Raw genomic sequence first — 12,431 nt, 5'->3', positions numbered from 1 at the left:
CGGTCGGGCAGGTCCTGAACTGCTGAGAGCACGAATGCTGCCGCCGCTCCACACAAAGTGAGGAAGAACCTAATTAACTGCAATGCGACACCCGCGTCGAAGACCTGTTGGCCCGCCTCGACGAGCGCGTGCACAAAAGCCCGGTCGGAGACGGCTTTATCCAACGCCAGCACTTTGCCGATGCTGCCGCCGCGCTGTGGCTCGACGGCGAACTCGTCCACGCGGAAGACCTCGTCCTGCACGACGCCCACATGGACATTCGCACCCCGACCCACGAGCTCACCCGGGCCCACGCCGTGCTGCGCGCCCGCCGCCGGATTTTTGGCCACAAGGCGGACTGGGCGCTTTCTCGCCTTGGCATTTTGGCGTTGCGCGGCCGTGAAGGGCAGAGCGGCGACGGGGCGAGCGCGGCACGGGCCGGCTCCGAACCCGATGCCGCGAGGGCGGCCGCCTTGCCAGAAGACGACGCCGGCGACAGCCTTGCCGAAGACACCGACCAGGAGGACGCTCTTGCCGAGGAACTGGCCGAGATCGATGCCGTGCTGGCCCGCTCCAACCGGCTGCTGGCAGGCGAAAATTTCGCGCCGCGCGCAGCGGACAGCCCGGAGGTCGACACGGCAGGGCAGGGGGCAAACGCGCGGGAGGCGGCTTCCTTGGACAGGCTCGGGCCGCTGATCCGCGATCTCGACTGGGACGAGGACCAGCGGCTTGGCGACTGGCTCGCCGTCGTCGACAAGCTGCGCGGCGAAAGCATGCCGGCCGTGCTAAGCGCGGCGATCGCCTGGGAGGCCTGGCAGGACATGGAACCGTTGCAGCACCAGCATTGGCTCGGCACGCTGCTGGTCGCGGCGCTGCTGCGCCAGACCGGCAAGGTCGGCTCACATCTGTTTTGCCTGCATGCCGGACTGCGCGCCGTTCCGCGGGAACGGCGGCGCGCGCGCGACCGGACCACCCGGCTGGTAGCGGTCCTCGACGCTTTTGCCGAAGCCGCATCGGCCGGGCTCAAGGAGCTCGATCGGTTGGCGATGGCCAAGCGCCAGATGGAACGCCGGCTCAGGAACCGGCGAAAGAACTCGAGCCTGCCGGCGCTGATAGAGCTGGTGCTTGCGCGGCCGGCAGTGTCGGCGGGACTGATCGCGGCCGAGCTGAAAATCAGCCAGCGCGCCGCGCTTGGCTTGGTCGCCGAACTTGGTATCCGCGAGGTGACCGGGCGCGGGCGCTACCGGGCGTGGGGATTTGTGTAAAATGAAGGCCTCTTAAGCAAGCAGACCTGGTTCGTTCCTCCACATCATTTCTTTGCCTTTCGCTGCTTCTCAAGCTCTTTGAACTCGAGCCCGTACCGCCCTTCCAACGGCGGCGCCTTTGGGGGCGCCAAACGGTCATTGGTCATTAGGCAACCCATGGGCGCCAGCGCCGCGCGAGCAGCTTCGTCCTTCGGCTCATTCGAGCCGATCGCAATACGTTTCGCCACGGCGGCAACCGGGTCGTGGGCCGCCCGTGAACCAGGGGCCCCACCGCGCTCCTGTTGCCCGCAACCACATAAGAGACTTCGCACCTAACCGGGCTTTGGTACCGGTTCCGCAAACCCATTTGACGGTTTCGGCGTTTTGGATAGCTCCGAAACACCCTCGAGAGCCGCTAGTCCTCTTCTGGCATGAAACCAAGTCGCAGCAACCTATTCCGCCAGAGCGCTTGGTACGCAACCGCTCGGATTCGCGTCACCAGCTATTCCGAGCAGCGCACCGGATAGTCGATGTTCGGATAGCTCTGATCTGTTAGGAAAGCCGCGGACTCCGGCGCCCACTCGAGCCTCTGCGTTACGCTTTTGAGATCGGGCGCCGCATAGACGAACCGCTCATCGTACCGCAGGTATAACATTTCGAAGAACTGCTCGAGCCGCAGAGGGCTGTCTTCGGCCGGGTAGGTCGGTAGCAGCGCCCCGAGGTCAGCATCGGCCATTTCGACGAGCGCCAGCGACACGGCCTCATACCGCGACACATCGTTACGGATGCCGCGGCGGCCGGTCAGCTCTCGCAGCGCAGAGTGAAAGCGGATGATGCTCTCCACCGGTTCGCCCCCCATCGCCATAGCGATGTCGTTTGCCTTGAGCTGCTTAGCGGGCGGTGCATCCTCGGCCCCGGCAATTGCCGCGGCTTCTTCGATTAGCCGGTTAGCGCGGATCACGAACAGATAGCCGAACACCATGGCCGGATAGGTGATGTGGAGGTTGGTGCACTCGCCGATCGTCTCTTCCATGCGGTTAGTGAGATTGCGAAATGCACCGGTCATGCCTTTGCACGACACTGCGAGCACCGGGCCCAGACCCGGCTTGTTGACCACCACGTCGACGTTTTTGGTCTTCAACCCGCCGAGCACCGTTGCCTCGCCGCCTTCCGCGATTGCTGGATCATAGGCGAGATGCCATTTGCCCTTGCGCTTCTTGAATGTGAAGGGTGGTCGGGGCGTGATCTCATCAGGCCGAAAGCCGCCCTCGATCACCAGCCGGCAGGCGACATACCAATGCAGCGGCTTGATATGCTGCTGGCTTTGCGTCGCGCCTTCATAGGAAGCGAAATGCGCGAGCGCCTCGCTTTGGTTTATCCACTGGCACGTCTTAGGGAAGGTCGGATCCTCGGGCGGCTGTGCCGCCGCATCTTCCTCATCGGGCAGCTCTGGATCGGGCAGATCGGGTTCAGACATAGTGGCGCCAGCGCTGCATCGTCGTGACCGCTCCGACCAATGCATCTCCGTCGATATCAGGCGCCAGTTCGTCGGTCGGCACCAAGATTCGAGTCGCTTCACGCGGCTCCAGCTTGAGCATGCCGCCACCAAGCGGATGTCCTTCAATCTCGCGGCTGAGCGCGACAAAATCGTCCGTCCAGTGCTCGGCAATGCGCCGCATGGCCTTGGCATCGCGAACGCGCACGCCATGCACAGAATTGGTGCAGGTAGCACCGCCCGAGTTGCGCACGAGACTGGCTGATACGCCGGACATATAGCTCAAGAAGTAATCGGGCTGATGGACATCTGGCACTGAGAACCAGGGATCGCGCACCCGGCACTTATAGGCCTCCCGAGCTTCGCGCCCTGCTTCGCTGTCGAGGTAACGACGCACCTGGGTGGGCAGCTCAGAAAGCGGCGCCTTAGGCAACCGCAGCAGCATAAAGGGTTCGTCTGCGGCATGCCATTGCTGGAGCGTGCTCTGGGTCAGCTGCTTTGCAGGCAGCGCTCGGCCGTTGCGCACCGTTGGATACAGAAGCTGTGCTGGGATCCCCAGCCTCTTCGCCAGCGACGGCTTCAGGTGGAAGAAGCCGTTGGCACCCGATACATAGCCGATGCCGATCTGCGCAGCCGTGCCGAAGCGGAGCGATTCGGGGTGCGAGGCGGCTCGAGCGTATAGTGCTCTGATCGACGCCGGCAGCACGAACGGGCGCAGCCGCCGGCCCCAAGTCCCGCGCCACTCGGTGACCAGAACATCTTCGCCTCCGGCAAGCGGCTGCATCGCCTTGGCCGGCTCGAAACGATCGAGCGCGGTAAAGCGGATGCGATCAGTCTGATCGCCATGCCCATTGGCGTAGAGCAGCCAGCAATCCTCGGAGAGGTCAGGGAACAGCTTCGCACGAACCGCCACCAACTGCACATGTGAGAAGTTCGCTACTAGATACTCAAGCAGCGGCGCAGCATAGGGCGCATGACCAATCTCGGCCGGCACCACGAACGCCATCCGGCCACCAGGCTTGAGCAGACTCGCGGTCGCGACCAGGAACGGCGCCCAGGAGGAGGCGAGTCCGTTGAACTCAGCACCGAGCTCGCTGCAGAGGTTCAGCGCGCGCGCACGCACCGCGCCTTTAAACGTCTGATAGCGGATAAAGGGTGGGTTGCCGACCGCGCATTCGAAGCGCTCCGACGTCTCGCCCGCCCACGCGAAGAAATCGCCTTCATGGACCAGCGCCCAAGGAGCACGATCCATGGCGGTCGCGGCCGAACGCGCGTCTTGCTCAATGCCGACGCTGTTACGGTGCCCGGCGAGGAAGCGCCCGTCGCCGCAAGACGGGTCGAGCATCCGGTCGGTCGGATCACTCACCGCCCAGCGCACCAGCGCGGTGACCACAGGATCGGGCGTGAAATAGGCGCCGCTATGCTTCTGGCTCAGTGGTGCCATCAACGCAATCTCGACAGGCAATGCAGATATTCAACTGGCATGAGTCCCCCGATCGCCCGATGTCCGCCAGCGTCGCGCTTTGCAATGCAGCGAGGAGTAATCCGTCGAGCGACGTTAGTCCAGCTTCCTCGCTAGAGCTCGGTATGTTCTGTATATGTTCCTGACGGCCATGACAAGAGCGCCAGCTCCGCGAGACGAACGGCAGCAATGGCGATCATCTTTTCCAAAAGCGGCCAGACAGCTTTCATGCCCCTATACTGCCGGTTAGCAATGCGCCTGGGTTGCGCTCAGCGACGGCTTTGGACCAAACCTCGGTCTTTCGCACCAGCGAAATGACCGTCCGCTATCTTCCCGCGGACGCCAGAAGCCGCCGGTCCATACACGGCCCCGCTGCAGCGGGTAAGTCGGCTAGGCGCACGGACGGCATGGGCTGGGTTGCTGTCCAGAGCCAATGGCGCCCACGCATTTCAATAACGTGGCGGGCTGATCACGCATTTGAGGCGGATGGCTTGTTGTCCCGCCGCGCGTCAATCAACACCACGTCCGGGTTGTCAGTTAGCTCAAGGTCTTGCAGAATGCCCTTTACCTTGGTCAGCTCGGACAACGTGAAATAGTAGATCTCGACTTGTCTCTCTAGGTTCTTGGCCAGTTTGGTATTCTTGGCGAGCTTCACCTCAACCAGAGTTTTGTCGTTCCTCCCGCGGGAGGCCTTAAAGTCGACCGGTCCTCGGCCGTCATTGGCCTCAGCCCCAAAATCGGACGGTGTGCCAAACCAAACCAGTCGATAAAGGACGTGCAAATCCTTTTCCCGCTCGATCATCGTAGAAAAGCGGTGCCCGCCTTTATTCTCGATTACATCCATGAGGTAGGCGAGCCTGGCATGCGCTTCCTCGTAGGTCGTTTTCCCTGCACTGTAGAAATTGCTGTTTACAACCAAGAGCGACTGCAAGGCTTGCAGCTGCTCGATAAACAGATACTCGATGGCGAAAACCTTCTCGGCACTAACATCGGCCGCCTCGTCCCCGCGCTGCTCCTTGAGCTTAATATAGTAGTCGATGATCTGCGGGTATTGCCGCATGGTAGCCACCACGGCCTCGGCGCGTTCCTGCTGGGTTGGCTCCTTTGCCTTCTTGCCTCGCTCCGGGGGACGGCGTTTGAGAAGCGCTTCGAAGTAGTTGAAGACGGCGGCCCTCAGCTGGACATCCGGGATCGCGGTCGGAACCTCTTCAAAGCCACTGATGAGGTCGCCCTTATTGATCCAGTTTTCGTCGCGGGTGAGCATCTCTTTAGGGGTGAGAAGAACATAGTCGCCTTCCACCCAAGGCAGACGATATTTGGCTCGCATCCAGGCCTGCATATCGTAGTCGAAACGAGCGTGTTCGGCAGGGAGATGGGCGGCAGCAAACGACTCGGTGTATTTGCAGAGAAAGCCTTTGATCAGGTTTGTCGTGAAGTCGCTGATGTTGTCTCGGCCGACTCCGTCGGAGACCAGGCACACCTTCTCGAGATGGCTGCTTTCGGTAATCTTTTCCTCTCCGAAATCAGAGAAGATCACGTTGAGATTAGAATGCAGACCCCGGGCGAATTTGATCCCCGGCCCCGTCGTTGCCTGACACAGAGAACCCGAGCCAATTTTGCTTCACTTCTTTGAAGCAATACCAATTGAGAAGGTTGCCTTCCGTGACCGGACCTTCTGCAGCTCGGTCGGATACTCGGGCTTTTCGCTATGGAAAAGTAGGAAGGGGTCTATGAAAAGCGGCAGGTCATTGACTATGGAGATATTGAGGGCGCCATATTCCTCGAATACTGCGCCGTACACACTAAAATAGCCACTTATGAAAGTAGCCATTGCTTTCACTCCCCCGTTGCACAGTACAGCTCTCTCAGGGGTAAAAACAACAACCTATCCGACGTTACCGCCATTTGGGCGGCTCCGGCCACTGTGATGTATAGCTGGGCGACTTCCGGTCAACCTTCGTTGACCATGCTTGCTTCGGGCCGGCTGCTGGTGGCAGAAGCGCGTGGCGGCCATGATGGCATCAAGAGGCCTAGTTGAGACGGGGTATAGGGCGGGACGCGGTCTTGAAGGCTTGTTGTGCTCAGTCCCGGCTGTCTGTTTCCCCAATCGAGTTGCATCGAATGGGAACTTTGCGGGTTAAGGCATAACAACCGGACGGTCCGCTCGCTGCCCCGAGACTGCCCGACAGCAATGCGCCCAGTTGCGGTCGTTCGAGGGCCCGATCGCATTTCTTCGGAAGCCGACATCTTCGCGTTTCCAGCGATGCCGTTTAGACCTTCACAATCGCGCGTGTGCTCACGAAGAGGGCATTGGAAAGCTGTGCCCCCTTACCCGCGAGGCATACCATCAGCGGGCATTTTTCTGTTTGGAAACTCGGTTCGGTCGCCTCAGAGCCGCAGGTCCTTGTCGGTCTTGCTGGCGTAGAACACACCAGCGTTTTCTACATCGATGCAATCACTAAATCGGGAATTTCCGGGTCACCTATGGTCTATGTCGCCGGACCGTTCCTGCTAGGAGTCTACGAAGGTCGAGATGGGTTACACAGGACCAACACGAAATGTCATTGGGGCGAGTGTGCAAAATGGAGCTGATCGGGCGACTCTTGATAGAAGCACGAAGGGTAAGTAAGGGCACTCAATCATCCTTCGGCCCCTGCCGCGTAAGCTTGAGTTGGCCACCTAGCGGTCGTTTTGTGCTCAGCCTCGCTACGTAGTCCTTCACGGCCTCCTCGTGTTCCATCAGTTGATAAAGTTCATGTCCATCCCGAGGTCTCAATATCCCGTGGGCTGCATTCGGGGCCAGTTTCAGAGGTAGAGGCAACCCTGAAAACCGCTCCTGGAGCATCTCCACAATAATCTGCTGATCCTGCGGCTCCAAATCCACCATTGCCCACGCCAACCGCTCAAGGATCATGGGAAGTTCATCGCGTGCAGCATGGCGGCCACGTCGCTCATACTCCTCAAGCCGTTCCAACGCTCGCAAAACTCGCCCAGGTGTTTCTTTCTTGCGCTGGCGACTGACGATGTCCGTATTCTTAATCCCGGTCTCGGAAATGAACTCCTCGTTGAAGGAACCAGCGAATTCTTTGGCGTCCTTCACCATCTCATTGAGCCCCTCCTTAAAATCGGGGTAAGTGGCAACGAAACCGTAGGAAGCTAGGCAGGCGCCCAACAAGACTTTAGCCCGCGTCTTCAGGCTGCCGATTTCAAATGAAATCTCTAACTCGACCTCGGGCCTGTAGACTCGCGACGCCTCTTTGTAGGCAATCTTCTGGGCGATTGTGCCCCACTCTTCCAGCTCTGAAGGTAAGGGAGTGTTTCTGTTATGGATGTAGGCTTGCGCTATTAAGGTCACCGCGAATCTCCCCCAAGACTCTTATGCCTCCCTGAGGCCCGCGTAGTCTATCCATGCTTTGTATAAAAACAGAAACGCCGCTCAACCAGAAGGGAGCGGCGTTTCACGAACATGCCAGCGCGGCTGGTGGTTCGGAGAGAGCATATATGGTAGCTAGCGGCTAATGCTCAACCCCTATTTTGGAAAGCGGAACGTCTGAAATCGGCCCCAGAGCTTCCAGCACATCAATCGTTTTTCTGTTCGGCCAATCATGGCCAAGGAGAACAAAGATGGGCTACTCACGCTACGATCCTGCCGTGCAAGGTCACGTGGCTTGGAACGCTGGCAAGACCGTTGGCACAAAGCGACCGCTTACGCAGAAGCAGATCTGGGCAATCCGTTTCTTCCTCGATTGAGAAGGACGCCTGCGAGATCGTGCACTTTTCGATTTGGCGATCGACAGCAAGCTGCGCGGTTGCGATTTGGTCAAGATCAAGATCGGCGATGTCGTTGCAGGATCGGATATACGGACACTAGCCATAGTAGTGCAGCAGAAGACCGGCCGACCCGTCCAATTCGAATTGACCGCCGATGTACGCGCTAAGCCTCTTGATATGGCTTGAACGTCGAGGAGGGGCTGTTACCGACTACGTGTTTCCGAGCCGCATCGACCATACGAACCATATGAGCACCCGGCAGTACGCTCGCCTCGTCGATGAATGGGTGACCGCCATCCGTCTGCGCCGGGCTGAGTGGCACGCACTCGCTTCGACGGACAAAGGCTGCGATGATCTACCGGGCACCGGAAACATCCGCGCAATACAGATTTTGCTCGGACATACGAAGATTGAGAACACGGTAGGTATCTTTGCGTTGACGTCGAGGATGCATTGCTCCTCGCGGAGCGCACGGAAATCTGACATCGGAGCGGTCATTCAATGTTACTGGATGACCGCTTCAATCAACCTGCATCCAGGTGACAACGACGGCCATGGGTGGGGAGCTGTCCGTCAGCTGTTGGGCATCAGGAAATCAAAGCGGACGTAGAAGTTCCCTTTTGAGACAAGGTTTCACTCCATCAGTTTCGAGCTGATGATGAGGATGGTCGAGGCCAATAAGTGACCGTGGCAAAGATTCTTGCACTCCACGTCTCGCTTAGCTTTACCCGTTGGAGCATTTCGGCCTATTTATCAGTATTGTCCAGGGCGAGGCTTCGATACATCTCGCGTGTTTGAGGAAGCCGCGACGACCCGTGTCTGCCGGCAAGAGGATACTGTTATGAAGCTGCCTACCGTGTTTCTATCACTGCACGGAAGTGACGAGCGCATGGTGGCGCAAGTCCATAATCTCCTCCCGGACGGATTGGCCTACTTCTACCCAGTGAGTTTCCAGAATGGCGAAAACTTGGTTTCGGCCATGGAGGAGCGAACCGCTGAATCCAGCATGTTCGTCTTCTTTGTCTCGAAGAAGTCGCTGGAATCTCTTTGGGTTAACTTTGAGGTTGATCGGACAAAAATTGCTAAGATCAAAAGGCCCCAAACTAAGTTTTTGGTAGTCTTTCTCGACCGAGATCTGAACTATAGAGACCTACCCTCCTGGATGCAGGAGTACTGGGTGGGTAGCGTCGGGACTGGTGCTCGCCACGTTGCGAGGTATATCCGGCGCGCTCTGATTTCTGGACCGCTAGCCGAGCTACCTGGCAGTCAAGTTTACGGCCGCGGCCGGCTCATCGACCAAGCACGGGCGGACATCGCTCATATTATCGTCGCCACCGGAAACACGCCCAACGTCACCATTTTTGCAGGCAACGGCGGGATCGGGCGGCGAACCTTTGCGAGGAAATTTCTCGTTGAAAGTTATCCTGCATCGCCCACTTTAAGCTTCGGACCCGAGCTCCCCCTGCCGCAGTTTGCTGACCTCGTGGATATATATCGAGCACTTCGGCAAGAGTTGGAAAATGGTGTATCCCACGCCGAACTGGAACAGGATGTGACGGGGTTCGCCGCAGCGCCCATTGGCCACCAAGCCGAAGAGGTGGCGCTTAAACTTTCGCACTTTGGGAGCCTTGGGCAAGCCGTTACCTTGATAACAGGAAACGGAATCTATGAGGATCGGGGGTACCTGAAGGCTTGGGCGCCTGTTCTATTTCGGCGTCTGGAGCAGGAGTCTACGAAGCTGGTGGTGGTAACCAATAGGCTGGTCCACGACAACGAGGCTCGTAATCACCCCAACTTATATCAGCTTCAAGTGCCCCCGATCTCGGACACGGATACAAAGACCTTGATGGTAGGCTCTGCGACTGCCCTAGGAGCGAAGGCCGAGTTGCCCAGCGCCGAAGTCATACGCTCTATTGGCGGCCATCCCGGTATTGCGAAATCCACTGCAGCGTTGATCGCCAGGAAAGGCATCGCGGTTATCGACAACGACCCTTCCGACTTGTTTGCGCTCCAAGAAGATGTTCTGAGCGAGAGCCTGAACTTCGAAAACTTGGATGAGCTGCAGAAAGACACGCTATCCGTTCTGAGCTGGGTCCTACAGCTACAAGGCGACCTGCTCAAGGAAATACTGCTGCTTCGGCACAATATATCAGGCAAGATATTTGCCGAGACCTTGTCAGAACTCATTCTAGCCTGTTTGGTCGAGGTCATCGGACCTAACTATGCAATCTCCTCACCTGTCAGGACACTCTTCAGGCGATTACATGGATACGGGTCAAAAGACCTTATGACTGCCTTTTCAAGCACGCTCAAAAAGGCCTGGGAGGGGGCTAAAGCGATAGAAGAGATCAACCTGGAGCTCGTCGATGCGCTCGCCTATATGGCTGCAATTGAGGGTGGCACACTGCCGGCAGAGTTCAGGTCAATAATACTGCCGTCCACACTGCAGGAAGTCGTAAGAGATACTTACGATCGCAATCATGACAATTCAGAGGCACTGCGCCAAGTCGTGTCCTGGGGGTTGCCGGCCATGCATATGGGCATGGACGAGACGACCAGAGAAGAAATACTATCTTACGTAGTTCGTGCCCAGACACGGCTGTCCGATGCAGTGGGCGCTGAGAAGCTTCTGAACTTTTTCGACAGCAAAAGTTATCGGTCCCGCTTCTATCTGCGAGCATTCTACCTGCGCATTCACAACGCGGATAGTCGCGGAGCGATCCCCCTCCTCTTGGAGGCACGTAAGGTGCGCAAGTATATGCACCGCGTGGTCGGTGAACTAGCTTCATGCTATCAGCACCTTGGTATGTGGCCGGAGCTCCATAGGCTGGTGCAGGAAGAGGCGCGACATATAGGTCGCAATCCTGTCTTGCTGAACATCCGTATTGGGATGTTGATTGCTCAAGGATCGTTTCCGGAGGCGGAGAAGGAGATCCGGACGCTCTCCTCGTTGCCGTGGCAAGAGGCAACTGTCGACTTACGCAATGCAACCATCATGATGAGGCGAGATCAGAACTTTGCCGGCGCGCAAGCTCTCTTGACCCAGCGCTTGCAGCAAGGTGCGGGTTCGTCCCCCCTCATCGTACGCCGGTTGCGCGCTATAGCGGCTGCTGGCGCCAATGACGTTCATACCGCCCGTACCGACAGTGAATTTCTCAAAGCTCACGATAGGCGCTTCAAACCGCATAACATCGAGGCAAGAATCATGCTGAATCAAAGGGACTTCGATGGCGCTTTGCGCGAACTTTCCAAGGCAGGGACCGCAACCGTGCAAGACGAGTTGTTGCGAGCTCGTATTCTGGAAGCGAAGTCGCTGGATCCGTCGACACCGTTCACCTCACGGGAGGAACTGCGCCAAGAGGCTCTTCAAATCCGTGCGCGATACAGGATGCTCGACGAGTTCGAGCTTGAAGGTTAGGTGCACTTCACTTTCTCAAAAATCGCTTAATTTGATCTCTTTCGGAGATATCTCGCAAGGCAGTGCGATTTGGAGGCGCCCGTGAAGATTGGTTTCAGGGAGAGCAGCAGACACGTCGGATGACCGAAATGAGGTCGACTCCCGCCAGTCGCCGATCGCGGTGCGCGACGCGACCCTGAACGACTGGGTATGGTGGATTTCTGCCGTGCGGCATTCGGGAATGCAGGAGTGAAAAGCTGACGTCCCGCGCAAAGGAGGGCGGCGGACCGAACGCCAGCATTTGCGGCTTAGCCCGTCGGGCTGTACTGTGGCTATACTGAAGTCGGGCTGGGGGCACCTGATGAGCGGAGCGGACGAGACCACTTTTGTCAGCGGGTGTAAGATGGAGCACCTCTACCCGCGAAACTTCAAGAACGGCGCCGGACGATTCTTTAACTACGTCGTCGAGGAAGACGGCGCCACCACGGTCGAGTACTCCCCACCCTTTCCATCGAGGAACCGCATCAAGCTCACGCTGACCTTCATTCACGGATTGAACGAGATCAGGGCGGTGACGCTCAAGCGCTTCAAGCACTACAAGCGCGAGGGCTGGGTCGAGGACCGGTTCCTGTCGGACGAGCCTTTCCAGCTCTCGCACTTCTCGTTCGAGAAGCTGGCGTCACTCCTGCAATTGCTTAAGGACCTCGATCTGGCGAGCCTGAACCAGCCCAGGATACCCGTCGTAGAGGGAGGCATCTCGGGCATCGACCCAGAGTTCGCGAAGAAGGTCAAGGCCCTGCTCATCCAGCCCGACGGCCAGAGGATCGTGGAGGAGCTTGTCAGGAGCGGGCTCATCACCTCGCTCGACATCGTCAACATCGGCTATCGCAAGGCGCAGTTGTCGCTTGGCATTTAAACGGGTTCTTCCTCACTTTGTGTGGTTCATTCGCCGTTAGCGACGCTGTCGCTATGGGCGGGCATGCGAACGAAGTCGAAATGGTCGCCTGGCCCAGGGGTCAAGATACTGGGTGTCACGCTCACCGTTGATGACGGCTGGATTGTTTCCGCTGCCGGGTCTGAGAT

The 12,431-nt window shown here is 58.3% G+C and carries 9 protein-coding genes and 2 pseudogenes; 4 read left to right on the top strand and 7 right to left on the bottom strand.

The annotated features are described in order from the left end of the window. Window positions 1–77: 77 nt before the first annotated feature. Window positions 78–1,244 (top strand): RHE_PE00001 family protein, encoded by a 1,167-nt coding sequence (locus AC0L3O_RS34960; protein WP_473618093.1) that lies wholly within the window; start codon window positions 78–80, stop codon window positions 1,242–1,244. Window positions 1,245–1,288: 44 nt separating this feature from the next. On the opposite strand, the gene AC0L3O_RS34955 is transcribed toward AC0L3O_RS34960, so the two are convergent. The 7 genes and pseudogenes from AC0L3O_RS34955 to AC0L3O_RS34925 all read right to left on the bottom strand — a co-directional run bounded on the left by AC0L3O_RS34955 (window position 1,289) and on the right by AC0L3O_RS34925 (window position 7,535). Beyond that, the gene (locus AC0L3O_RS34955; protein ID WP_473618092.1) at window positions 1,289–1,471 is read right to left on the bottom strand and encodes a hypothetical protein; all 183 of its coding nucleotides are present in this window, start codon (window positions 1,469–1,471) and stop codon (window positions 1,289–1,291) included. A 254-nt stretch (window positions 1,472–1,725) separates the two neighbouring features. Next, window positions 1,726–2,700 carry a hypothetical protein gene (locus tag AC0L3O_RS34950; protein WP_473618091.1) on the bottom strand — a complete coding sequence of 325 codons (975 nt, stop codon included), beginning with the start codon at window positions 2,698–2,700 and terminating at the stop codon, window positions 1,726–1,728. Continuing rightward, complete coding sequence (locus tag AC0L3O_RS34945; RefSeq protein ID WP_473618089.1) at window positions 2,693–4,183, bottom strand: Eco57I restriction-modification methylase domain-containing protein; 1,491 nt, start codon at window positions 4,181–4,183, stop codon at window positions 2,693–2,695. The genes AC0L3O_RS34950 and AC0L3O_RS34945 overlap by 8 nt, the downstream gene beginning before the upstream one ends. Before the next feature lie 466 nt (window positions 4,184–4,649). Beyond that, complete coding sequence (locus AC0L3O_RS34940; RefSeq protein WP_473618088.1) at window positions 4,650–5,717, bottom strand: hypothetical protein; 1,068 nt, start codon at window positions 5,715–5,717, stop codon at window positions 4,650–4,652. An 84-nt stretch (window positions 5,718–5,801) separates the two neighbouring features. After that, window positions 5,802–6,011 (bottom strand): hypothetical protein, encoded by a 210-nt coding sequence (locus AC0L3O_RS34935; RefSeq protein WP_473618086.1) that lies wholly within the window; start codon window positions 6,009–6,011, stop codon window positions 5,802–5,804. A gap of 64 nt (window positions 6,012–6,075) precedes the next feature. After that, window positions 6,076–6,183, bottom strand: a pseudogene (locus tag AC0L3O_RS34930) (DUF4113 domain-containing protein); the annotation flags it as partial. A gap of 632 nt (window positions 6,184–6,815) precedes the next feature. After that, window positions 6,816–7,535 carry a hypothetical protein gene (locus AC0L3O_RS34925; RefSeq protein ID WP_473618085.1) on the bottom strand — a complete coding sequence of 240 codons (720 nt, stop codon included), beginning with the start codon at window positions 7,533–7,535 and terminating at the stop codon, window positions 6,816–6,818. 269 nt (window positions 7,536–7,804) lie between these two features. Here AC0L3O_RS34925 and AC0L3O_RS34920 point away from each other — a divergent pair. The 3 genes and pseudogenes from AC0L3O_RS34920 (at window position 7,805) to AC0L3O_RS34910 (ending at window position 12,264) form a co-directional block, all read left to right on the top strand. Beyond that, window positions 7,805–8,434, top strand: a pseudogene (locus AC0L3O_RS34920) (tyrosine-type recombinase/integrase). Between the two features lie 358 nt (window positions 8,435–8,792). Next, a complete protein-coding gene (locus AC0L3O_RS34915; protein WP_473618084.1) occupies window positions 8,793–11,369 on the top strand; it encodes a toll/interleukin-1 receptor domain-containing protein in 2,577 nt (858 codons plus the stop codon). A gap of 340 nt (window positions 11,370–11,709) precedes the next feature. Continuing rightward, window positions 11,710–12,264: a hypothetical protein gene (locus AC0L3O_RS34910; RefSeq protein WP_473618082.1), complete on the top strand. Its 555-nt coding sequence runs from the start codon at window positions 11,710–11,712 to the stop codon at window positions 12,262–12,264. Window positions 12,265–12,431 lie beyond the last annotated feature (167 nt).

The organism is Mesorhizobium sp. WSM4810 (assembly GCF_055811235.1).
This window is presented reverse-complemented; position numbering and strand designations above follow the sequence as displayed.

Coding starts and splice junctions, on each gene's coding strand:
- AC0L3O_RS34950 (WP_473618091.1), bottom strand. CDS start 2,700: ATGTCTGAACCCGATCTGCCCGATCCAGAGCTGCCCGATGAGGAAGAT.
- AC0L3O_RS34935 (WP_473618086.1), bottom strand. CDS start 6,011: ATGGCTACTTTCATAAGTGGCTATTTTAGTGTGTACGGCGCAGTATTC.
- AC0L3O_RS34915 (WP_473618084.1), top strand. CDS start 8,793: ATGAAGCTGCCTACCGTGTTTCTATCACTGCACGGAAGTGACGAGCGC.
- AC0L3O_RS34910 (WP_473618082.1), top strand. CDS start 11,710: ATGAGCGGAGCGGACGAGACCACTTTTGTCAGCGGGTGTAAGATGGAG.